The sequence below is a fragment of the Pseudomonas sp. B15(2017) genome, assembly GCF_002113215.1.
Classification (GTDB): domain Bacteria; phylum Pseudomonadota; class Gammaproteobacteria; order Pseudomonadales; family Pseudomonadaceae; genus Aquipseudomonas.
The window spans coordinates 21,345-43,410 of sequence record NZ_NEJZ01000018.1; the positions used below are offsets into that span (position 1 = coordinate 21,345).

A 22,066-nucleotide genomic window follows, 5' to 3' on the forward strand; every position below is an offset into this window, starting at 1 on the left:
ATCACTTTTCCTTGAGGATGGTTTTCACCAGCGCCTCGTGACCGCTCTTGTCGCTGACCCGGGAAATTACCTGGACCAGCGCCATGCGCGTGCCGGAGCCGGCCAGCAATGTGGTGTTGAGAGTCTGGCCGCCGCCCTGGGTGGCGGTGCTGTCGACCTGACGCAAGCCCAGGCCATTGCCTTTGCGGGTCAGGCTCTTTTCGCTGAGTTTGTTGAAGTCGGGCATCGCCTTGTGCTGGGCATCGATGAAATCGGACACCGTGCCGTCGAGGAACGCGCTGTCGTTGTCCTTGACGTTTTTGCCTTCGGGAATCTGGTTTTCGGCGACGATGACCACAGTCTTGGTGGCGTCGTTGCTGTACATGGTGCCCTTGGCACCGGTCGGCCCGGCTGGCAGCGGGTCGCCGACGAAGCCTTTGGGCAGAACAAAACTGAACTTGCCGTCGAGCATCGAGACTTTCTCGGTGACAGCCTTCTCTTTGGCCTTGGCTGCCTGAGCATTGATGGCGCCGAAACCGGCCACCGCCGCCAGCAACAGGACGACGGCTTTCTTGCTAAGCAATGACATTCGAATCTCCGAGGGATGGTCGCGCTTGGGCGGCGATCATCCCATGGAGCGTGCCCGGCACTCCAGCGCGGTTTGTCCGGTCGGGGTCAGTTCGGTGACGGTGCCGGCGCCGGTCTGGCCAACAGTTGCCGGGTGACGCCCAGCATCGCCACCGAAACGGCCACCGCCACCACGAAACCGCCGAAACCCAGGCTTGGAACCGTCAGCGCCAACACCAGACAAAACGCCGAAAACGAATACATTCCCGTCGCCGTCGCTCGCAACAATGCGGCGGTAAATGCCGGGCCACGGGTCTGCTGGGAAAACACCGCCATCACGCTGCCCAACACCGGGAACACCGCGAGCAGACCGCTCCAGCGCTCGCCGACGGTGCTGGCCAGCATCGTCACCACCAGCGTCAGCGCCGCCCCGGCGATCATCCGCCAGACCAGTTTGTCCGACTTCGGCGCCGGACCGCCGACCACCGGTTGCACCTTGGGAAACAGGTACGGCGCAGCAAGAAGGGCGGTCGCAGCGGCAGCGATGGAGAAGGGCAGCGACGCCGGAATCAGCGACAGGATCAGCGCCAACACGGCCCAGACCGATAAAGAAACAACCAATGCCAACGGCCAGTTGGCGCGCTGAGCAACCTGCGCGTAAGTGACACAAAACGCGATCATCGCAAACATGGCCGACAGCGCCGCAATCGCCGATTGCGCGGCGAACGCCGGGCCTTGCTCGATGGCGAGGAAAAACAGAATCGGCCCGACCACCACCGGCAATCCCGACAGCCACCCGGCGACACTGGGGCCCCAACGCTTGCCGGCGAGGGAAATCAGCAGCAGGAAACCGGGAATCAGCAGCAGTTTGAGGATCAGCACGCAGGTCGCTCCATCGGGTCAATGAGGGCCACGTTAGCACTGTCGTTGGTGGATTGCTGCAAATGCATGCAATAAATGTATACAAAGTGCCGGGCGAGATCGCCGACTATGCTCTGACTATCAGGGTTAACCGGAGTCATTACCGCGATGAGCAGAACACCGAAGGTGTTGAGTGGATGTTGCGGAGTCGGCTTGTGGGCGCTGTTGCTGACGCCGACCTGGGCCAGTTGGCAGGATGCGGTGCCCGGTGCGCAGATCATCGGCACCGGGGATTTCAGTGTGTTCGGTTTCGACATTTATAACGCTCGGCTGTGGAGTGCCGCGCGTCCACTGGCCGACGGTCAGCCCTTCGCCCTGGAATTGATCTACCGGCGCAACGTGTCTCGCGATGATCTGGTCAAGGCCAGTGTCGATGAGATCAAACGCCTGGCCGGTGCTTCCATCAGCCCGGCGCAATTGGCGGTCTGGCAGGCCCAGATGCAGCAATCGTTCGTCGACGTCCAGGCCGGCACGCGGATCACCGGGGTGTATCTGCCGGGGCAGGGCGCGCGGTTTTTTGTCGGTCAACAGTTGCAGCATGAAATCGATGATCCGCAGTTTGCCCGGGCGTTTTTCGACATCTGGCTCGACCCGCGCACGCGCAGTCCCCAGTTGCGCCAGCAATTGCTTGGCAACGCGAAACCCTGAGCGCAGCAGATCTGCTCTTGGGCACGCCGACTGAAACGTCTAAGCTGCGTCTTTCGACTTGTTTCTGGATGTGTGCGTGAAATTCAGCTTGCCCAAAATCGCCACGGCGCCGTTCTGCCCGCCGGAGGTGGCCGGCAGTGTCCCGGTCGACCCCAATGCCTCGTTCTTCAAGCGCGTGTTGCGTTTTGCCGGTCCCGGTCTGCTGGTGTCGATCGGCTACATGGACCCGGGCAACTGGGCCACCGCGATCGAGGCCGGTTCGCGCTTCGGTTATAGCCTGTTGTTCGTGGTGTTGCTGGCGAGCCTGTCGGGCATGGTCGTGCAATGTCTGTGTTCGCGGCTGGGTATTGCCACAGGGCGTGACTTGGCGCAGCTGTCCCGCGAGCGTTACAGCACTCCGACTGCGCGGCTGCAATGGGTGCTGGCGGAAATCTCGATCATCGCGACAGACCTGGCAGAAGTACTCGGCTGCGCGCTGGCGTTTCACTTGCTGCTGGGTTGTTCGCTGACATTCGGTATCGCGCTGACAGCGTTCGATACGTTGCTGGTGCTGGCCCTGCAAAACCGTGGCTTCCGCCGACTGGAAGCGATCATGCTGGTGCTCGTGGGCACCATCGGCGCGTGTTTCTTCGTTGAATTGCTGCTGATCAAACCGTACTGGCCAGACGTCGCCCTAGGCTTCAAACCGTCACTGTCGGCGATCAGCGATGCGGCGCCGTTGTATCTGGCCATCGGCATCCTCGGCGCCACCGTCATGCCGCACAACCTGTACCTGCACACTTCGATCGTGCAGACGCGACTGATCGGCAAGGATCTGGCCAGCAAGCAGGACGCGGTAAAACTGGCGCGCATCGACACCATCGGTTCGCTGGCGCTGGCGTTGCTGGTCAACGCGGCGATCCTGATTCTCGCGGCGGCAGCCTTCCATCAGTCCGGGCACACCGATGTAGTCGATATTCAGGACGCCTATCACTTGCTCGACCCGCTGGTGGGCGGCGCGCTGGCCAGCGTGCTGTTCGGTGTGGCGTTGCTGGCTTCGGGGCAGAGTTCGACCTTCACCGGCACCATCGCCGGACAAGTGATCATGGAAGGCTATCTGAACCTGCGCATTCCCTGCTGGCAGCGACGCCTGATCACCCGCGGACTGGCGCTGATTCCGGCGTTCATCGGCGTATGGCTGATGGGGGACGGCGCGGTGGGCAAGTTGCTGGTGCTGAGCCAGGTGGTGTTGAGCCTGCAATTGCCGTTTGCGCTGTATCCGCTGATTCGCATGACCAATGACAAACAGCTGATGGGGCCGTTTGTGAACCGGTTGCCTACCAAGGTTCTGGCGTGGGGATTGTTTGCGGTGATCAGCGGAGCCAATGCGTGGCTGATTCTGCAAATGGCCGTCTGATTCGCTGAACCGCAGGCGAAAAAATACCCGGTGCGACGTGAGCCGTACCGGGTTTGTTGCCAACGGGCAGTGGATGTCGTGGATCCGCCGACCGCTGTTGAACCTGTTTTGCGCTTACGCGCGTTCCAGCGCCAGGGCCACGCCTTGACCACCACCGATGCACAGGGTCGCCAGACCTTTTTTCGCATCACGCTTGATCATTTCGTGCAGCAGAGTCACCAGCACACGGCAGCCCGATGCACCGATCGGGTGACCGAGGGCGATGGCGCCGCCGTTGACGTTGACCTTGTCCAGATCCCATTGCAGATCCTTGGCCACCGCCAGCGATTGCGCGGCGAAGGCTTCGTTGGCTTCGATCAGGTCGAGCTGGCCGATGCTCCAGCCAGCCTTGTCCAGGCAGCGGCGAGTGGCGGAAACCGGGCCGATGCCCATGATCGCCGGGTCGACGCCCGCATTGGCGTAGGCGGCGATTTTCGCCAGCACCGGCAGGCCCAGGGCCTTGGCTTTTTCGGCGCTCATCAGAATGACCGCAGCCGCGCCGTCGTTCAGCGATGAAGCGTTGCCGGCGGTGACGCTGCCGTCCTTCTTGAACGCTGGACGCAGTTTGGCCAGGGATTCGGCGGTGGTGTCGCCGCGTGGCTGTTCGTCAACCTTGAACGCCACCGGATCGCCTTTGCGCTGCGGGATCAGAATCGGGGTGATTTCATCGACGAAGCGACCGGCCTCGATGGCAGCAGCGGCTTTCTGTTGCGATGCGGCAGCAAAGGCGTCCTGCTGCTCGCGGCTGATCCCGTATTTCTCGACCAGGTTCTCGGCAGTGATGCCCATGTGGTAATCGTTGAACGCATCCCACAGACCATCGCTGATCATGGTGTCGACGATTTGCGCGTGACCCATGCGCAGACCGGTGCGCGCGCCCGGCATCACATAGTTGGCCAGGCTCATGTTTTCCTGGCCGCCGGCAATGATCACGTCCGCGTCGCCGCAACGGATCGCCTGTGCACCGAGGTGCAGGGCCTTGAGGCCCGAGCCGCAGACCTTGTTCAGGGTCATGGCCGGAACGGCGTGGGGCAGGCCGGCCTTGATCGCCGACTGGCGCGCCGGGTTCTGGCCGGCGCCGGCGGTCAGCACCTGGCCCATGATGACTTCATCGACCTGAGCACCGTCCAGACCGGTCTGCTCAAGCAACTGGCGGATGACCGCTGCGCCCAGATCCACGGCGGAGACGGTGGCCAGCGAACCCTGGAAGCTGCCGATCGCGGTACGCGTGGCGGCAACAATGACGACGTCTTGCATTTTCGAATTCCTCACTCGGCAGCGAACTGCATTTCCGGTACGTGATCCGGGACGACAAGCTTACCAGCGGTTTTGGCGACGATTTCCTCGACGCTGACGCCAGGTGCGCGTTCCTTGAGGACAAAAGCGCCATTTTCGATTTCCAGATACGCGAGGTCGGTCAGTACACGCTTGATGCAACCGGCGCCGGTCAGCGGCAGGCTGCACTGGCTCAGCAACTTGGACTCACCGTCCTTGGACGCGTGGGTCATGATCACGATGATGTTGTCGGCGCCGGCCACCAGGTCCATCGCACCGCCCATGCCCTTGACCAGTTTGCCGGGGATCATCCACGAGGCGATGTTGCCTTGTACATCCACTTCGAACGCGCCGAGTACGGTCAGGTCGACGTGGCCGCCGCGGATCATCGCGAAGGATTCGGCGGAGTTGAAGATCGATGCGCCGATACGCGCGGTCACCGTTTGTTTGCCGGCGTTGATCATGTCGGCGTCGATGGTTTCTTCAGTCGGGAAAGGGCCCATGCCGAGCAGACCGTTTTCCGATTGCAGCATGACTTCCATGCCTTCGGGGATGTAGTTGGCGACCAGGGTCGGAATGCCGATGCCGAGGTTCACATAGAAGCCGTCCTGCATTTCGCGGGCGACGCGTTGAGCCATTTGTTCGCGGGTAAGTGCCATGTTCTTGTTCTCCGTCAGCCTGGATTATTTGCGGATGGTGCGTTGTTCGATGCGTTTTTCGAACGTGCCGCAAATGACCCGGTCGACGTAGATGCCGGGCGTGTGGATGTGTGCCGGATCCAGTTCGCCGGGTTCGACGATTTCTTCGACTTCGACCACGGTGATCTTGCCGGCGGTGGCGGCCAGCGGGTTGAAGTTCTGGGCGGTGTGGCGGTAGATGATGTTGCCGAAGTGGTCGGCTTTCCAGCCTTTGACGATGGCGAAGTCGCCGGTGATGGACTCTTCCATCAGGTACTTGCGACCGTGGAATTCACGCACTTCCTTGCCTTCGGCGACCGGGGTGCCGACGCCGGTGGCGGTGAAGAAGGCCGGGATGCCGGCGCCGCCTGCGCGCATTTTTTCGGCCAGGGTGCCTTGCGGGGTCAGGACGACTTCGATGTCGCCCTTGAGCAGTTGCTCTTCGAACAGTTTGTTTTCGCCGACGTAGGAAGCGACCACCTTGCGGATCTGACGGTCGGTCAGCAGCACGCCGAGGCCGAAGCCATCGACGCCGCAGTTGTTGGAAACGACGGTGAGGTCACGGGTGCCCTTGCGCTTGATCTCGGCGATCAGGTTTTCCGGAATGCCGCACAGGCCGAAGCCGCCGGCGATCACGGTCATGCCGTCTTCAAGACCTGCCATGGCTTCCTCGTAGGAATACACGCGCTTGTCGAAACCTGCCATATGCACCTCTTTTATTGTTTGTCGGGCGGCTGGCTAGCCGAATGGTTGGAGTGTCGCGCTGGAGGATATATTTGTTAAGTTGATTTTTAAGGTTGATTGATTGATAAAGCTCAATATTGGCCTCGTTGATCGTTCCCACGCTCTGCGTGGGAATGCCTCCGGGGACGCTCCGCATCCCAGTGACGCGGAGCGTCACGGGCTGCGTTACCACGCAGAGCGTGGGAACGATCAATGAGGTGTTCAGCTTAGTCCCTTGAGTGAATCGTTCATGACCATCAAGCAGATCCGCGCCTTTCTCGCCGTGGCCCAGAGCCTGAGTTTCGCCGTGGCTTGCGAGCGCCTGCACCTGTCGCAATCGGCGTTGAGCCTGACCATCAAGGCGCTGGAAGAGGGGCTGGGCGGGCGTCTGTTCAGCCGCAACACGCGCAATGTGGCGCTGACCCCGGAGGGCGAATCGCTGCTGCCGCTGGCCCGGCGCCTGATTGCCGACTGGGACAACGCCGAAGACGAAATGCGCCAGCGCTTCAGCCTGCAACGCGGGCGAGTGACGCTGGCGGCGATGCCGTCGTTTGCCGGCAACCTGCTGCCGCCGATCCTCAAGACCTTCCGCGCGCGTTATCCGAACGTCAACGTTACGGTCAACGACGTGATCAATGAGCAAGTGCTGGAAATGGTTCGTGATCGTCAGGTCGAACTTGGCGTGGCCTTCGAGCCGATGCAGAACACTTCGCTGAGCTTCACGCCGCTTTACCGGGATCGTTTCGTCGCGGTGGTGCCGCAGGATTCGCCGCTGGCGGGTCGCAGTGACATTGACTGGCAGACGTTGCTGCAGGAACCGTTCATCACCCTGCAACGACCGTCCACGGTGCGGGTGATGCTGGAAGAACACTTGCAGGCCCGAGGGATGAAACTGCCGGTGGAGTTTGAAAGCCATCAACTGGCGACGGTGGGGCGGATGGTGGCGAGCGGACTGGGCGTCAGTGCGGTGCCGGCATTGTGTGCCGGGCAGATGCGCGAACTGGGCGCGCATTGCCTGACCTTGCACGAGCCGGTGGTGGAGCGGGCGATTGGCGTGCTGACGGATTCGGGGAATGAATTGTCGGCAGCGGCTCAGGCGTTGTTCGACATCCTTAAGGCTGAGCATTGAGGCGTTGTGCCAATAGCGGCAGCAACTGTTCGCACGACCCCTCAATCTTCAAATCCAGCAACTCATCCGCCCGGGTCTTCCCCAGATTGATCGCAATCAGCGGTTTGCCCCGATCCGCAATCACCCGGCACAGGCGAAACGCCGAATAGGCCATCAGCGACGAGCCGACCACGAGCATCCCGGCGGCATTTTCCGCCAGCGCCATGGCCCGCGCCGCCGTCGGTTGCGCCACGTTTTCACCAAAAAACACCACGTCCGGCTTCATCCGTTCGCCTGCGCAATGCGGACAATGCGGCACCTGGAACCGCGCCTCGAAGGCCGGGTCGAGCAAGGTATCGCCATCCGGTGCCTGCACGGCATCGACACCCGCCAGGTAAGGGTTCTGCGTTTCCATCAATTGCTGAATCGAGTCCCGCTCGCTGCGCTGGCCGCAATCCAGACACAACACCCGGTGCAGGCTGCCGTGCAGTTCGATGACATCGTGACTGCCGGCCTGATCGTGCAGGGTGTCGACATTCTGGGTGATCAATCCGCCAATCCGCCCCTGGCTTTGCAGGCTGGCCAGCGCTTCATGGGCAGCGTTCGGCCGTGCCTGGCGCACGCGCGGCCAGCCGAGCATGGCCCGGGCCCAATAGCGCCGGCGCGATTGCGGGGCGGCGAGGAATTCCTGGTACATCATCGGCTGCCGGCCACGGCGCACACCGTCGGTGTCGCGGTAGTCCGGGATGCCCGACGGCGTGCTGATACCGGCGCCGGTCAGCACAATGAAGTCGCCGTCGGCCATGACCTGTTGCAGATAATCGAGTGGGTCGACGAAGGGACGGTCGAGCATGATCAGCGCTCCGCAGGCTGTAAGTGCCTTGCAGGTTAGCACCGACGGACGCCTCTTTTCAGAGGCGTCCGCTGCCCGAGGTTACTTTCTCGCCTCCAGAATCAGGTTGAACGGCGTCTGCGTTGCCCGCCGGAAGTGTTTGAAGCCGGCTTCGGTGAACACTTTGCGCAAGCGCGACTCGCCCGCCTGCGCACCGAGGCCGAGGCCCACTTCCTGGGACAGCGAGTTTGGCGTGCAGATAAACGTTGAGGCGGCATAGAACAAACGCCCGACCGGCGTGATGTTTTCGTCCAGGGTGTCGTTGGCAAACGGCTCGACCAGCAGCACCGTGCCGTCGTCCTTCAAACAATCGTAGGCATGCTTCGCCGCACCGACCGGGTCGCCCATGTCGTGCAGGCAGTCGAAATAACAGATCAGGTCATAGTCATCGCCGGGATAGCTTTTCGCCGTACCCTGGAAGAACCGCGCGCGACTGCTGACCCCGCCTTCTTCGGCCCGTTGGGTGGCGACGGTGATCGAAGGCGCGTGATAGTCGAAGCCAACGAACCGCGAGTTGGGATACGCCTGAGCCATGATCACCGTGGACGCTCCGTGCCCACAGCCCACATCGGCGACCTTGGCGCCTTCTTCAAGTTTGGCCACCACGCCGTTCAGCGACGGCAACCATTCGGCAATCAAATGCCCCTTGTAGCCTGGCCGGAAGAAGCGCTCGGTGCCGGTGAACATGCACGGATGGTGATCGCCCCAGGGCAGGGCGCCGTTGCCACGCATGGCTTTGACCAGTTTGTCCTTGTCATGGAAAAACGACGCCACCACGCCGAGCCCGCCGGCCACGTACACCGGCGAATCTTCCTTGGCCAGGGCCAGCGCCTGTTCTTCCGGCAGACGGAATTTGCCGTCGTGGTGTTCCATATAGCCGGACGCCGCGTGGGCGCTCAGCCATTCGCGTACCAGTCGCGGATTGCAGGTGGTTTTTGCAGCGAGGGACTCGGGACTGATCGGCTGACTGTCGGCCATTGCCCGGTAGAGGCCGAGTTCTTCGCCGACAATGACATTGGCCAGCATCGCCGCGCCACCCATGTCGTTGACCAGTTTGCCCATGAATTCGTTGAGTCTGGCCTCGTCCATTTCATGTGCTCCTTTGACAGGATCACAGTCCGGTGGCGGTGGGTGTCGAGGCATTCACCACCGGGCGGTGGTCGTGGAAACGGGCAGGGCGACACTGCTGTCCTGCGGCCCCCTCGACTGGGTACTGATTGAGTCTAGCCGCTGTTGGAATCCGTGGTGGTCATGTATCGCTGTGTATCTCTGTGGCTGTTGGATACACAAGGTGCCAATTGTTCCGGCGGTCGAACACAGCAGCGACACAGTGGGCGCATTAACTGCAATGGTCAGTCGCTGATCTGGCGGCTCCCAAACAGAGTACTTGCCCATGCAGATTCCCCATCCCACCTTGCAGGCCAGCGTCGGGCTCGGCCTGCGTCGCGGCCTGATGAAAGACCTGCAAGCCGCGCGCACCGGCGATTTTGACTTTCTCGAGGTCGCCCCGGAAAACTGGATCGGCGTCGGCGGAGCCCATGGCGCTGCATTGCGCGAGCTGGCCGAGCGATATCCGTTGTCCTGCCACGGGCTGTCGTTGTCGCTCGGTGGTTCGGCGCCGCTGGACGTCGGGTTCCTCCGGGAAGTGCGGGCCTTTCTCGATCATCACAAAGTGCCGTTGTACAGCGAACACCTGAGCTATTGCAGCGACGACGGTCATCTCTATGACCTGCTGCCGTTGCCGTTCACCGAAGAGGCGGTGCACCACGTCGCCGCGCGGATCCGCCAGGCCCAGGACATTCTCGGCCGGCGACTGGCGGTGGAAAATGTTTCCTACTACGCCGCCCCCCGGCAGGACATGAACGAAGTGACCTTCACCAACGCCGTGCTGCGTGAGGCCGATTGCGACCTGCTGCTGGACGTCAACAACGTCTACGTCAACTCGATCAACCATGGTTCCGACCCGCAGGCATTTCTGGCCGCCATTGAACCGGGCCGGGTCGTCGGCATGCACGTGGCGGGGCACTTTGATGAGTCCGACACGCTGAAAATCGACACCCATGGCGCCTCGGTCAAACCGGTGGTCTGGTCGTTGCTGGCCGACGCTTATGCCCGATTTGGCGCGCAGCCGACGCTGTTGGAGCGGGATTTCAATTTCCCGGCGTTTTCTGAACTGGTGGCCGAACTGCAAACCATCCGCCGCCTGCAAACCGAAGGAGCCCCGCGTGGATAATCTTCTGCTGCAACAACAGGCCCTGACCCGCTATCTGCGCGATCCCGAGCACGAAGCGCCGCCGGCCGGCATGAACGCGGCGCGGGTCGATGTCTATCGCGACCTGGTGTTCAACAACGTCTCGCAACTGCTGGGCAGCACGTTTCCGGTGCTGATCCGGATCATCGGCCAGGAGCGCTGGCGCACATTGATTCGTGGCTTCCTGCGGGACTACCGCGCGCAGACACCGAAATTCGGCGAGATCGCCGAGGAGTTCGTCAGCTATCTCGCCTCGGAACCTGCCGTGTTGAACGCGGGCGGGTGGCCGGCGTTTCTGGTGGAACTGGCGCATTACGAATGGGTGGAAATGGTGTTGCAGCAGTCCGACGCCGAAGCCTTGCCTGCGAGTGATCCGGCGCATTTGCTGGAGCGGCCGTTGCAAGTGTCGGCGCTGGCCTGGCCGTTGGCTTACACCTGGCCGGTGCAGATGCTCGGGCCGGATCATCAACCGGCCACGCCGCCGGCTCAACCGACGCTTTTGCTGGTGCGGCGCACGACGGACTGGCGTGTGAAATTTTCCGAGTTGAGCCCGCTGGCCTGGCGGTTGTTGCAGCGGATCGAGGAGTTCCCGTTGCTGAGCGGTCGTGAGCAACTGCAAGGGTTGGCGCTGGAGGCGGGATTGCCGGGAACGGTGTCGTTCATGGACAGCGGCCTGGCGTTGTTGCGGCAGCTGCATGAAGACCGGGTGATCGGCATTGTCTGAGTCAGTCGCGAGGTTGCAGCCAGCGCGGCGGATCGGGATGAAGGCGATAGAAGTGACGAAGTTGTGCCATGTCCTTCTCGAACCAGTCGCCCAGCCATTGGCTGTATTGCCTCTGAGCTGACGATTGCACGGAGGGCCGCCCGACGCAGTCGTACACCGCCTGCGCGGCTTGCATTCCGGTCATCAAGGCCTTGAGTACGCCATGGGAAGAGGCCGGGTCGAGCTGACTGGCCGCGTCGCCGACCGTAAAGTAGCCGCCACCGGCTGCTGCCGTACTGATGCGCCACGTCACATCGGCGCCGTGGAGGGGGCCGTGCATGGGCAAGTGTTGCAGCGGTTGGGGAACGGCCGTGGAATGCACGTATGGCGCGTCGAATGTCAGATGCGTCCAGTGCGTCAAATGGGCCTGCACTTTTGCTATCCACGTCCATCCATTGGGATCCGCCGATAGGTGCGGCGCGTTCTGATAAACGGACGGACAACCCCGGACATAACCGTAACGCGCAATCAGACGTGGCGAACAGTGGCGGATGGTCAACCCCAGTTGTCGATGAAGCCAGGCGGATGCGCCGCTGGCATCGATCACATAGTCGGCGTGCAACGGGCCTGAATCGGTTCGCACGCCGGTCACGCGATGCTTTTCGCTGAGGACTGCGAGTGCGCGACACGGCTGAAGCACCCTCACTCCAAGCGTTGCGGCCTGCTTCAATAACGTCGTGTCCAGCGTTTCACGGGGAATCTGAAAGCCCTGCCATGGACCATTGTCGTCACTACCAAAACCGTTGAAGCGCAGCGGTTCGTGCCATTGCACCCAGTACCCGCTGAAACGCAACGCATCCTGCGCACACAGTTGTCCGGCAACGCCCAGCTGCTGCAACACAGGTTCGACACCTGGATGCAGGCTTTCTCCGGGGCGAAATCGCGGGAACTCATCACGCTCGATCAATGCCGTTCGCAGGCCACGCTGGGCGCAGCTGATCGCCGCCGCAGAGCCTGCCGGACCGGCGCCGATCACCACGACGTCAAAGGGCTTCATCGGCGAGTCGCCACGCAGCATCTTCGTGTTTGACCAGTATCGCTTCGGCGCTGACAAACAGTCGCACTTGTCGCTTGACCTGCACATCCCTCCATCTGAAGTCCTCGGCAGGCGTGCTTACGGTGCCGCGTTCGTACATCAGGAAGCGAAAGACCCACCCGCGCAACGTTACGCCGACCTGCTGTTGCGCTGAATCAAGTTCCGGATCGGGGCGCTGCACGTGGATGAAGGACAGCAACGGCCACGCATGACGCAGAAGCTTGTCGGTACCTGCGCCGAGTACGTTGTATACGCGGTACATCGAGAGTATCCGGTTCTGGTATTGCTGCTGAGTGATTGCGCCGGTCTGTTGCAGGGAGAACCTGTTTTCAAGGGCGACTTGTGTGTAATCGCTGTATTCGTAGGCGCGGTACCGGACGAATGTGCTGCCGTGGTCCTGTATCAGTTGCGGGGATGGCTGGTTGTCCCAGGCAACGTTGCCGATTCCGGTTTCCGCATCGGTCAACGGGATGATGGTGTGCAGGCTGGAGCGTGGTTCGAAGGTGCGGGCGGAGTCCGGCGCAACGCCTGGCCAGTAGGAACCGAGTGCTGCACAGATACGCTTGTCTTCACAGAAGGGGCTCGCCATCTGATAACCGGCCAGCATATGAATCCAGTTTCCATCCATATCTTGCTGACGGACCTGACCGACCTCCCAGCCCGGACCAAAAATTCCGGCGGCAGCGTCCGGTAACGAAGACGGGCGAGGGGGCGAGGGACTCCAGGTTCCGGAGGCTGGACCCGGCGCCGACTTGTGCGGCAGCGTCACGATGGCGGTGATCCCGCGATCCTCAGACGTGAAGGGCTGATCTTTCAAACCAAGGTTTGCGCAGTTACGCACATTAGATAAGGCTTCCAGCCGCGCATGCCAGATATCGGGGCTGGAGAAGGCAGGTTCTTCTTTCACCCAGTGCAGGAGCCGGCGCTGAACACAAAACGGAAAGTAATCCGTGGCGCCGATGACCGAGTAGGCAGCCTTCGATGGCAGTTCGTCCGTAAGGGGCGGACAGATTGCCCGGACATAACCGTCTGCGGTGCCATCCTGATAGTGCAGGGCACGGTAACCACCTTGCCTGACCAGCTCGGCAACATCTTCACGATCATTCAGGTCCTCGATCTGGCCATCGACTCCCACTTTATGTCGGCCATGGACCATCCCCCCGGTGTTCGCCGGCATCGTGAACGACAGTGGTTGCCCCTTGTAATGAGCCAGCTCGACCAGATGTGGCCTGGGCTCGGGAGACAGAACTCCCGGCCCCAGATCCGGCTGCGCTGCCCAACCCGCCAGGTCTTCGGTGATGATGAACGGATATTCGGAAATCTCTGGTTCCTGCCAGCCAGTGCCGCTGTGGCGCAAGTGCACATGACGGATCTTCTCGTTGATGTGATGGATACCCAGCGTCAGGTTCAGATCCAGCCCAGACAGACACTCCACGCCATTGAAGAGCTTGTGCAATGGCACCTGGAAATCCAGCCCGTCATCCAGTCCCGCCTGAAAGTCCATGGGCCCGAAACGCTCGCCATCCCCCTTCAATTGCACCGCGATATAGGCGCTGTAATGCACCGGCATCACCCGTATCCCGTGTGCATCACCGTCAACGAAGGGCAGGAAGCATCGCAGGCGTTCGTCATAGCGGGCAGCTGCAGTCCCTGTGCGAGCTATCCCGGTGCGGGAGAAACACAAATCGGCATGCTGGCCGTGGACCGTGTCGTCGGCACAGCGGTATTCGCTGGCGAATACCGCCACCGACAGTGGTGCATATTGAGCCTGTTGCATCAGGTCGTTGAGTGTGGGTGGCTGGATGCCGAACACGTAGTTCAGAACCGTTTCGATTTCAGCATGGGTGGGGAAAACCCGCAGTTGCCGTCCAGTCTCGTCAGCCGTGACCCGCGGTGAAGCGAGCGCGTGGTAGAGCAGGCTATGTGCGGGGCGGGCCGGCTCTATGGCACGGTAACCGTCAGGGCAGAAATCCTCGAAACCTTCCAGAGTCCGGTTGATGGTCAGTGGCTTGAGCAGTTCTGCCTTCAATGAAGACGCCAGAATATCCAGGCCGTGCGCCAGCATCAGCGAACGCCAGCCACCCGCAGCCAATCGCTGACAGGTTCGGGTTACGGATTCGAGCAGATTCATGCGTGCTCCACGATACGGTTGTATGAGGTGCCATCGCATACCGATCAGTTGACGATTGCGACTGACAGAACTGACAGTCGCGACCAACGGAGCTAAACGCGGCGGCGGTGACCCACGATAGAGCCACGCACCGGATCAAAAAAATCGCCAATTTCCGAGAGAGGTGTAGCCGCCGGCTTCATATGACGTCATCCCTGACGTCCGGTGGTCGGTGTTGTTTAAACAGAGATCACGAATGCAGCGGCAACCTGAGCTCCGCACACAACCCGCCACCGTCGCGATTGCTCAGTGTCAGCGACCCGCCCAGTGCCATCGCCAGTTGCTGGGCAATCGCCAGCCCCAGCCCGGTGCCGCCGGTGCTGCGGTTGCGCGAGTTTTCCACGCGGTAGAACGGCTCCATCACCTGGGCCAGTTCTTCTTCGGCGATGCCCGGGCCGCGATCCATGACCTTGATCGACAGGCCGGTCCCGTCGCGCTGAATCAGCAGCTCGGCAGCGCCGGCGAATTTCAGCGCGTTGTCAGTCAGGTTGACCAGCACCCGGCGCAAGGCGTGGGGGCGGGTGTCGATGACCGCCTCACTCTTGCCGCTCAACTGCACTTCCTTGCCCATGTCCTGATAATCGAACACCAGGCTGTCGAGGAACGAATCCAGGTTGGTACGCCGGCTTTCCTCGGTCGAGCCATGGATGCTGCGGGCGTAGGCCACGCCTTCGCGCACCAGATGTTCCATTTCGCCGAGGTCGTTCCACAGTTTGTCTTTCTCGGCCGAATCGTCCATGAACTCCGCCCGCAGCTTCATGCGGGTGATCGGGGTTTGCAGGTCGTGGGAGATCGCCGCGAGCAGTTGCATGCGCTCTTTCAGGTACGCGGCAATGCGCGCCTGCATTGAGTTGAAAGCGCGGGCGGCGTAAGCCACTTCGTTCGGGCCTTTTTCGTCGAGGTTGATCGGGTGGGCGTTGGGGTCGAGGGTTTCCACGGCGTTGGCGAGGCGGGTGAGGGGGCGGATGGCGATACGCACCGCCAGCCAGGTACAAGCGAGCATCAGCGCCAGTTGCCCGAGCAATACCACCGGCAGCCACGGCGACAGCGGCACCATCGACGGGCGCACATCGATGGTCACCGGGCTGCCGTCGCTCAGGCGCAGGTGGCCCTGAAAGTGTTTTATCGGGCCGGGAATATCGGTGAACGTCAGCGGATAGGCCTCGCCAATTGCGTCGGTAATCGAGGTGACGGCAATCGGCACGTCCTGCGGATCCAGCGGTGTGCCCGGTTTGCCTTCGCTCAGCAGATAGCCGTAATTCTTGCGAGCCAGGCGTTTGAGCCACATCGGGCGCTCTTCGGCGGGCAGGCGGTCGAGGATGGCAATCGAGGTCGAGACGTCGGTTTCGAGGTTGCCGAGCATGGTGTTCTTCGCGCTTTCGTAGCGCTCGTAATATTGCGCGCCGAACGACAGCGCCTGAGCGAGGATCAGGCCGATCAGGAAAATCAGCGACAAGCGGGAGGCGAGGGTGCGCGGCCAGCGCAGGGCGACATTCATGCAGGGGCTCCGAGGACTTCGACCGGCAACGAGAACACGTAGCCTTCGCTGCGCACGGTCTTGATGTAGGCCGGTTCACGGGCGTCATCCAGCAGGCGCTGGCGCAGACGGCTGACCAGCAGATCGATGGAGCGGTCGAACAGATCGGCGTCGCGGCCCTGGGTCAGGTTGAGCAATTGATCGCGGCTGAGCACCCGTTGCGGATGGTCGAGGAATACCCGCAGCAAACGGTATTCCGCGCCGCTGAGCGCGACCATGGTGCCGTCGGTGTCCAGCAGATGCCGGGCCGAGGTGTCGAGCTGCCAGCGACCGAATGCCAGCAGCCGACCGCTTTCAGTCACCACCAGATTCGGCGGCAGCATCCGTGTGCGGCGCAGCACGGCATTGATCCGCGCCAGCAGTTCGCGGGCGGCGAACGGTTTCGTCAGGTAATCGTCGGCGCCCATTTCCAGGCCGAGGATGCGGTCGGTTTCATCGTTGCGCGCGGTGAGCATCAGGATCGGTGTGGCCTTGTGTTTGCCCGAGCGCAATTCGCGGCACAGCAGCAGGCCATCGTCGCCGGGCATCATGATGTCGAGCACGATCAGGTCGACGGTGTTGGCTTCCAGGAAACTGCGCATCTGGCGGCCATCGGCAACCACCGTGGTGCGCAGGCCGTTTTTCTTCAGGTAATTGCCGACCAGTTCGCGAATCTCGCGGTCGTCGTCGACGATCAGGATGTGATCGACATGTTCCATGGGACAAACCTCAATAAAAGGGGATTGCCGGGCAGTTTATCGAGCCTGCGCGAGGCCGCCTGCCTGCCTTTGTATTGCAGTGTATCCAGCGCTGCGACGGATACACGCCGACGCAAAAAGCGGATTTTCACAGGGTTTTGTATCGCTGTGTATCCCGCACGCGCGCGGATACGTAGCGATTTATACACGGCATTTGCCGACACATGCGCGATACCTCGCGAGCTTTAAATGAGCTCCATCGAGGCACACACAGAACGCCTCGGCCCACTCAACGATTCAACCATTGAAGCCCCGAGGAAAACGCCATGAACACCAAGACCAAATCGATCGCTGCCGCTTGCCTGTTTGCCGCTTTGAACATCTGCACCCTGTCGGCCCGCGCCGAAGCCGATGTCACCCCGCAAACCTACTCCTACGGCAGTCACCTGGACATCCAGAAAGTGGTGTCGCTGACCCAGGACAACTCGATGACCTGCGGCATCGTCGACGCCCGCCTGACTTACCTCGACTCGGCCGGCAAGACCCGGGTGCTCGACTACCGCAAATTCGCCGACGGCTGCAACCAGGACAACTGATTACCCCCTCTCTATAAAAGGAACATCGCCATGAACAACGTATCGCGCTATCTGACCGCTGTTGCCTTCTCCCTCGCCGGCGTTGCGGCCCACGCCAACGCTGCCGTCGAACAGCACAACTGTGGCAGCAGCACCTGCTTTCAACTGGCCCCGGTGGCCAAACCGGGCAGCGACGCTCTGATCGCCGCCGACGGCGCCAGCCGCACACCGCAGGGGCAGATGGTGGCCGCCGACGGTTCCAGCCATACGCCGCAAGGCCAGATGGTGGCGGAAAACGGTGCCAGCCGTACCCCGCAAAGCCAGTGGCTGGAAAGCCGGACGGCTTGAGGATTGAAGGGGGCTGCCTGTAACAGACGGCCTCCGATCCAGTCGACAGAACACCCTTCATTCAAAAGGTGAACCTCATGTTTCTCATCGCTTTCCTGGGCGGTCTGTTGACTGTCCTCAGTCCGTGCATCCTGCCGGTGGTGCCGTTTCTGTTTGCCGGTGCCGACCGCACCCGTTCGTCGATTCTGCTGACCCTCGGCGGGATGGCCCTGACTTTCGCCGTTGTCTCCAGTCTGGCGGTGGTCAGCAGCGAGTGGGTCATTCAGGCCAGCAACACCGGTCGCCACATCGCGCTGGTGGTGATGGTGCTGTTTGCGCTGTCACTGATTTCCGCGCGCATCGGTGACTGGCTGGCGCGGCCCTTCGTGCTGCTGGGCAATCGTCTCGATCCGGACAGCCGGAAAAAGACCGGCCCCATGGCCTCGATCATGATCGGCGTGGCCACCGGTCTGTTGTGGGCGCCGTGCGCCGGCCCGATTCTCGGTGTGATTCTCACCGGTGCCATGCTGCAAGGCGCCAACGCCCAGACCAGCCTGTTGCTGCTGGCCTACGGCGCCGGCAGTGCGCTGTCGCTGGGGACGCTGATTTTCGCCGGTCGCGGCCTTGTCAACCGGCTGAAACCGTCGATTCCGTTCACTGGCTGGTTCCGCCGTGGTGCGGGTGTTGCGGTGTTGGCGACAGCGGCGGTGATCGCCACCGGTGCGGACAATTTGCTGCTGGCCAACACTTCGTCCCAAGGCGTGGCCACGGTCGAGAAAAGCGTGCTGGAAAACGTGCCGAAGGTGGTGGACTACTTCGTCAGCAAAGTCCGTGCGGACTCGACCGAAGACGAGGCCGGCAGAGGTGCGATGCCGTCGCTGTCCGGCGCGGTGCAATGGCTGAACTCGCCGGAACTGACGGCCGAGTCCTTGCGCGGCAAAGTGGTGCTGGTGGACTTCTGGACGTATGACTGCATCAACTGCCAGCACACCCTGCCGTACGTGAAGGAGTGGGAGAAGAAGTACGGCAAGGACGGTCTGGTAGTGATCGGCGTGCACACCCCGGAATACGGTTACGAGCGGATCATCGACAACGTCAAGGATCAAGTGAAGAAGCTCGGCATCACCTACCCGGTGGCCATCGACAACAATTACACAATCTGGCGCAACTTCGATAACCAGTACTGGCCGGCGCATTACCTGGTCGACGCCAAGGGGCAGGTGCGTTACACCCACTTTGGCGAAGGCAGTTACCAAGCGCAGGAGCAGATGATTCAGCAGCTGCTCAAAGAGGCCAAGGCGCCGGCTGCGTAAACCGCAAAACTCAATGGCTCACAGGTCTCGCACCATGAGCCATTGTTCGTTGTCCCCGACAGTGTTTCGGGGCCTTTACAAAATCCCGCCATTCATCGGCCAGCGCCCGTTTTTACGGGCTCTCCGGACGATTGGCAGGGACGCCGCACGGCGCCAGCGCGATAGTGGGCGAGCAGGGCCGCCGATGGCTCTGACACCCATAAAAAGAAAGCGAGGTTGCCATGCCGAAATTCGTGATTGAACGCGAGATTCCAGGAGCCGGAAAGCTATCGGAGCAAGAACTCAAGGCCGTATCGCAAACGTCCTGCAACGTGCTGCGTGAACTCGGGCCAGAGGTGCAGTGGCTGCACAGTTATGTGACTGCCGACAAGATCTATTGCGTGTACATCGCACCCAACGAAGAACAGGTGCGTGAACACGCAAAGCGTGGGGGATTTCCGGCCAACAGCGTGTCCCGGGTGACGAGCATTATCGATCCGACGACCGCCGAATGACCCCTATGCTGTGGAGCATCCATTCATGAGTACCCCCATTGATCTCACTGCCCTGAAGGAACGCCAGAAGGTCGCCTGGGCCAGTGGTGACTACGCCGTGATCGGCACCACGTTGCAGATCGTCGGCGAAACACTCGCCGAGGCCTGTGACCTGCGCTGCGATGAAGAAGTGCTGGACGTCGCCGCCGGCAATGGCAATGCCACGCTGGCGGCGGCGCGCCGGGGTTGTCTGGTGACGTCCACCGACTATGTCGCGGCGCTGCTGGAGCGCGGCCAGGACCGGGCGCGCGCCGAGCATCTGGACGTGACCTTTCAGGTTGCCGATGCCGAAGCGTTGCCGTTCGCCGATTCCAGTTTTGACGCAGTGCTGTCGACCTTCGGCGTGATGTTTGCCCCGGATCAGGCCAAGGCGGCCAGGGAGCTGGGTCGGGTCTGTCGCCGTGGCGGACGGATCGGCCTGGCCAACTGGACGCCGGAAGGCTTCGTCGGCCAGATGTTCAAGATCCTCGGCCGCTACCTGCCACCGCCCCCCGTTGCGCAACCACCTTCAAACTGGGGCGCGGAAGCCTGGCTGCATTCGCACTTCGATGATCGCCAATTTCAGGTGCAGGTGACTCGCCGTCACTTCAACTTCCGCTATCGCTCGGCGGCGCATTTCATTGATGTGTTTCGCCACTGGTACGGCCCGGTGCACAAGGCGTTCGCGGCATTGCCGCCGGAGAGCGGGCAGGCGCTGGAAGGGGAATTGACGCAACTGATCGACGGACTGAATCGGGCGGGGGCGGGATCGATGGTGGTACCGAGTGAGTATCTGGAGGTAGTCATCACCAAACGCTGAAGCCATTGTGGGAGCGAGCTTGCTCGCGAATGCAGACTGACATTCAACATCTCTGTTGGCTGACACGCCGCATTCGCGAGCAAGCTCGCTCCCACAGGGATCCCGACATGGCTTCTATTTCAGATGCGCACCGTCAAACCACTCCAGCGCTGTGCGCCAGATGCAGATGCCGAGGAAGTAAGCCGACGCCAGCAGCCACAGGCCCATCACCAGCGGGTTGATCACCGGGTGGTTCAGCACCAGCGACAGACTGCACAGCAGCCAGATTGCCGTCACCGCAATGTTGATCGGCATGAACCGGCGTACCCGGAATGGGTGCAGGAATTTCATGCGGGTCACGGTCAGCAGCGCCAGGCCGATCACCGTCAGGAAAGTGAGCCACGGCCCCGGATCGATGATGTACAGACACAAGGCAACCACGTTCCACGCGGCGGGGAAGCCGACGAAATAGTTGTCCTTGCTTTTCATGTTGACGTTGCAGAAGCAGAACAGCGACGACACCAGAATCAGCGACACGGTCAGCAGCAGCGTGTAGTCGGGCAGGGGAATGTAGCGATAGATGAACAGTGCCGGGATGAACACGTAGGTCAGGTAATCGATCACCAGATCGAGGATCGATCCGTCGAAACTCGGCAGCACCGACTGCACGTTGACCTTGCGCGCCAGCGCCCCGTCGAGGCCGTCGACGATCAGCGCCACGCCCAGCCACATCAGGCAGTGGATCGGCTGGTTTTCCAGCAGGGCAAGGGTGGCCAGAAAAGCGGTGACCACGCCGGTCGCTGTGAAACCATGGGCGCCCCAGGCCTTGAGCCTGGCGATGTGGACGGTCGATATCACGAAGGCGTTCTCCAGAAAGTGCAGCAAGCCGCGTAAACCTTTGCGCAGCAAGGGTGGCGACTAACCGGGTCGGGTTGCAGGTATCGACCGGTCGGGCCGGGTCAAGGTTCACCCGTTCATGAAGATTAGCTGGCCGGGGAAAAAAATCTCTGCAGAATCACTCGCCCGTGGCCACGTCAGCCCAACGGTGCTGGCACATCGCATCAAGCGGACTATCGTTGCCTGACGCAGTCATGCACCTTTGCCTGAGGACGACGTCATGAACACCAGTGATCTGCTCGAACAACTGCTGCGAGGCCAGGCCTCGGCGGGACAACAAGGTGGCGCGTCGAACGGCGGCGGACTGGGCGGATTGCTCGGTGGTCTGCTGGGCGGTGGCGGTACCAGCGGCGGCGGTTCTCCTGCCGGCGGGCTGGGTGGCCTGGGCGGGTTGCTCGGTGGACTGCTTGGAGGCGGCGGGGCGCTGGGCGGCGGAGCGCAGCGTCGTTCCGGCGGCACCAATTATGCGGCTCTGGCCTCGCTGGGCATGATGGCGTTCCAGGCGTATCAGGCCTGGCAACGCAGTCAGGCTTCTGCTGCGCCGCAGCAAACCCCGCAAACCGCGGACCTGTTGTCCGGCCCGCAAGTCGAAGAACACAGCCACGCTGTGTTGCGTGCGTTGATCGCTGCAGCCAAGGCTGACGGGCGGATCGACGAGTCGGAAAAGCACCTGATCAGCAGCGAAATCGGCCGCCATACCGACGACCCGAACTTGCAGCAATGGCTCGACGACGAAGTCGCCAAACCCCTGAATGCCACCGAAGTCGCCCAGGCGGCGCAGAACGATCCGGCCATGGCCGCCGAAATGTACCTGGCCAGCGTGATGCTGGTTGACGATCAGCAGGACGCCGAGCGCAATTATCTGGATGAACTGGCGGCGGCGTTGCAGATCGATCCCGCGTTGCAGGTTCACCTGGAGCAGCAGGCCAAGGGCGAGGCCTGACCATCCCGTCCCACAGCCTTCGACCGTTCTGTTCAAGCAAG

At 61.8% G+C, this 22,066-nt stretch carries 23 protein-coding genes; 11 read left to right on the forward strand and 12 right to left on the reverse strand.

Features of this window, described 5'->3' with window-relative positions:
* Position 1: 1 nt before the first annotated feature.
* On the reverse strand, positions 2-568 hold the full coding sequence (locus tag CAF73_RS23365) for a hypothetical protein (RefSeq protein WP_085698657.1): 567 nt from the start codon (positions 566-568) through the stop codon (positions 2-4).
* Positions 569-654: 86 nt separating this feature from the next.
* Entirely contained in the window at positions 655-1,428 is a 774-nt protein-coding gene (locus CAF73_RS23370) for a hypothetical protein (RefSeq protein WP_085698658.1), read from the reverse strand.
* A gap of 147 nt (positions 1,429-1,575) precedes the next feature.
* On the opposite strand from CAF73_RS23370, the gene CAF73_RS23375 reads away from it, so the two are divergent.
* Together CAF73_RS23375 and CAF73_RS23380 are read left to right on the forward strand one after the other, a co-directional pair.
* Complete coding sequence (locus CAF73_RS23375) at positions 1,576-2,115, forward strand: chalcone isomerase family protein (RefSeq protein WP_085704095.1); 540 nt, start codon at positions 1,576-1,578, stop codon at positions 2,113-2,115.
* A 127-nt stretch (positions 2,116-2,242) separates the two neighbouring features.
* A complete protein-coding gene (locus tag CAF73_RS23380) occupies positions 2,243-3,511 on the forward strand; it encodes an Nramp family divalent metal transporter (RefSeq protein WP_371918981.1) in 1,269 nt (422 codons plus the stop codon).
* 114 nt (positions 3,512-3,625) lie between these two features.
* Here the strand turns inward: CAF73_RS23380 and CAF73_RS23385 are convergent, their stop codons facing one another.
* From CAF73_RS23385 to CAF73_RS23395, 3 genes are read right to left on the reverse strand one after another with little or no spacing between them, the layout of a single operon-like run.
* Positions 3,626-4,807, reverse strand: a complete 1,182-nt coding sequence (locus CAF73_RS23385; RefSeq protein ID WP_085698661.1) for an acetyl-CoA C-acetyltransferase — start codon at positions 4,805-4,807, stop codon at positions 3,626-3,628.
* Between the two features lie 11 nt (positions 4,808-4,818).
* Complete coding sequence (locus tag CAF73_RS23390; RefSeq protein ID WP_085704101.1) at positions 4,819-5,484, reverse strand: CoA transferase subunit B; 666 nt, start codon at positions 5,482-5,484, stop codon at positions 4,819-4,821.
* 24 nt (positions 5,485-5,508) lie between these two features.
* Positions 5,509-6,207: a CoA transferase subunit A gene (locus tag CAF73_RS23395; RefSeq protein WP_085704104.1), complete on the reverse strand. Its 699-nt coding sequence runs from the start codon at positions 6,205-6,207 to the stop codon at positions 5,509-5,511.
* Positions 6,208-6,475: 268 nt separating this feature from the next.
* On the opposite strand from CAF73_RS23395, the gene CAF73_RS23400 reads away from it, so the two are divergent.
* Entirely contained in the window at positions 6,476-7,354 is an 879-nt protein-coding gene (locus CAF73_RS23400) for a LysR family transcriptional regulator (protein WP_085704107.1), read from the forward strand.
* Here CAF73_RS23400 and CAF73_RS23405 read toward each other — a convergent pair.
* Together CAF73_RS23405 and CAF73_RS23410 are read right to left on the reverse strand one after the other, a co-directional pair.
* Positions 7,338-8,186, reverse strand: a complete 849-nt coding sequence (locus tag CAF73_RS23405) for an NAD-dependent protein deacetylase (RefSeq protein ID WP_085704110.1) — start codon at positions 8,184-8,186, stop codon at positions 7,338-7,340. The two genes, CAF73_RS23400 and CAF73_RS23405, sit on opposite strands and share 17 nt — an antisense overlap.
* 81 nt (positions 8,187-8,267) lie before the next feature.
* Complete coding sequence (locus CAF73_RS23410; protein ID WP_085698666.1) at positions 8,268-9,314, reverse strand: class I SAM-dependent methyltransferase; 1,047 nt, start codon at positions 9,312-9,314, stop codon at positions 8,268-8,270.
* Positions 9,315-9,618: 304 nt separating this feature from the next.
* Between CAF73_RS23410 and CAF73_RS23415 the strand changes: the two genes are divergently transcribed.
* Both CAF73_RS23415 and CAF73_RS23420 read left to right on the forward strand, forming a co-directional pair.
* Positions 9,619-10,458, forward strand: coding sequence for a DUF692 domain-containing protein (locus CAF73_RS23415; protein WP_085704113.1), 840 nt, complete (start codon positions 9,619-9,621; stop codon positions 10,456-10,458).
* Positions 10,451-11,200: a DUF2063 domain-containing protein gene (locus CAF73_RS23420; protein WP_085704116.1), complete on the forward strand. Its 750-nt coding sequence runs from the start codon at positions 10,451-10,453 to the stop codon at positions 11,198-11,200. Before CAF73_RS23415 ends, CAF73_RS23420 begins: the two co-directional genes overlap by 8 nt.
* A gap of 1 nt (position 11,201) precedes the next feature.
* Here CAF73_RS23420 and CAF73_RS23425 read toward each other — a convergent pair whose 3' ends face one another.
* From CAF73_RS23425 to CAF73_RS23440, 4 genes are all read right to left on the reverse strand, one after another.
* A complete protein-coding gene (locus CAF73_RS23425) occupies positions 11,202-12,257 on the reverse strand; it encodes an NAD(P)/FAD-dependent oxidoreductase (protein WP_256574796.1) in 1,056 nt (351 codons plus the stop codon).
* On the reverse strand, positions 12,223-14,406 hold the full coding sequence (locus tag CAF73_RS23430) for a hypothetical protein (protein WP_085704119.1): 2,184 nt from the start codon (positions 14,404-14,406) through the stop codon (positions 12,223-12,225). Before CAF73_RS23430 ends, CAF73_RS23425 begins: the two co-directional genes overlap by 35 nt.
* 229 nt (positions 14,407-14,635) lie before the next feature.
* On the reverse strand, positions 14,636-15,943 hold the full coding sequence (locus tag CAF73_RS23435; RefSeq protein ID WP_085704122.1) for a HAMP domain-containing sensor histidine kinase: 1,308 nt from the start codon (positions 15,941-15,943) through the stop codon (positions 14,636-14,638).
* Positions 15,940-16,680, reverse strand: coding sequence for a response regulator (locus tag CAF73_RS23440; protein ID WP_085698671.1), 741 nt, complete (start codon positions 16,678-16,680; stop codon positions 15,940-15,942). The genes CAF73_RS23435 and CAF73_RS23440 overlap by 4 nt, the downstream gene beginning before the upstream one ends.
* Before the next feature lie 305 nt (positions 16,681-16,985).
* Here CAF73_RS23440 and CAF73_RS23445 point away from each other — a divergent pair, with 305 nt between their 5' ends.
* From CAF73_RS23445 to CAF73_RS23465, 5 genes are all read left to right on the forward strand, one after another.
* The gene (locus CAF73_RS23445) at positions 16,986-17,255 is read left to right on the forward strand and encodes a DUF2790 domain-containing protein (protein ID WP_085704124.1); all 270 of its coding nucleotides are present in this window, start codon (positions 16,986-16,988) and stop codon (positions 17,253-17,255) included.
* Between the two features lie 30 nt (positions 17,256-17,285).
* Entirely contained in the window at positions 17,286-17,582 is a 297-nt protein-coding gene (locus tag CAF73_RS23450; RefSeq protein ID WP_085704127.1) for a hypothetical protein, read from the forward strand.
* A gap of 77 nt (positions 17,583-17,659) precedes the next feature.
* Positions 17,660-18,874 (forward strand): cytochrome c biogenesis protein DipZ, encoded by a 1,215-nt coding sequence (locus CAF73_RS23455; protein WP_085704130.1) that lies wholly within the window; start codon positions 17,660-17,662, stop codon positions 18,872-18,874.
* A 221-nt stretch (positions 18,875-19,095) separates the two neighbouring features.
* Complete coding sequence (locus tag CAF73_RS23460) at positions 19,096-19,368, forward strand: DUF4242 domain-containing protein (protein WP_085698675.1); 273 nt, start codon at positions 19,096-19,098, stop codon at positions 19,366-19,368.
* A 25-nt stretch (positions 19,369-19,393) separates the two neighbouring features.
* The gene (locus CAF73_RS23465; RefSeq protein WP_085698677.1) at positions 19,394-20,206 is read left to right on the forward strand and encodes a class I SAM-dependent methyltransferase; all 813 of its coding nucleotides are present in this window, start codon (positions 19,394-19,396) and stop codon (positions 20,204-20,206) included.
* Positions 20,207-20,320: 114 nt separating this feature from the next.
* Here the strand turns inward: CAF73_RS23465 and pcsA are convergent, their stop codons facing one another.
* Positions 20,321-21,043 carry a phosphatidylcholine synthase gene (gene pcsA / locus CAF73_RS23470; protein ID WP_041475528.1) on the reverse strand — a complete coding sequence of 241 codons (723 nt, stop codon included), beginning with the start codon at positions 21,041-21,043 and terminating at the stop codon, positions 20,321-20,323.
* A 259-nt stretch (positions 21,044-21,302) separates the two neighbouring features.
* Here pcsA and CAF73_RS23475 point away from each other — a divergent pair, with 259 nt between their 5' ends.
* Positions 21,303-22,025 (forward strand): tellurite resistance TerB family protein, encoded by a 723-nt coding sequence (locus CAF73_RS23475; protein WP_085704133.1) that lies wholly within the window; start codon positions 21,303-21,305, stop codon positions 22,023-22,025.
* The last annotated feature ends 41 nt before the right edge of the window (positions 22,026-22,066 follow it).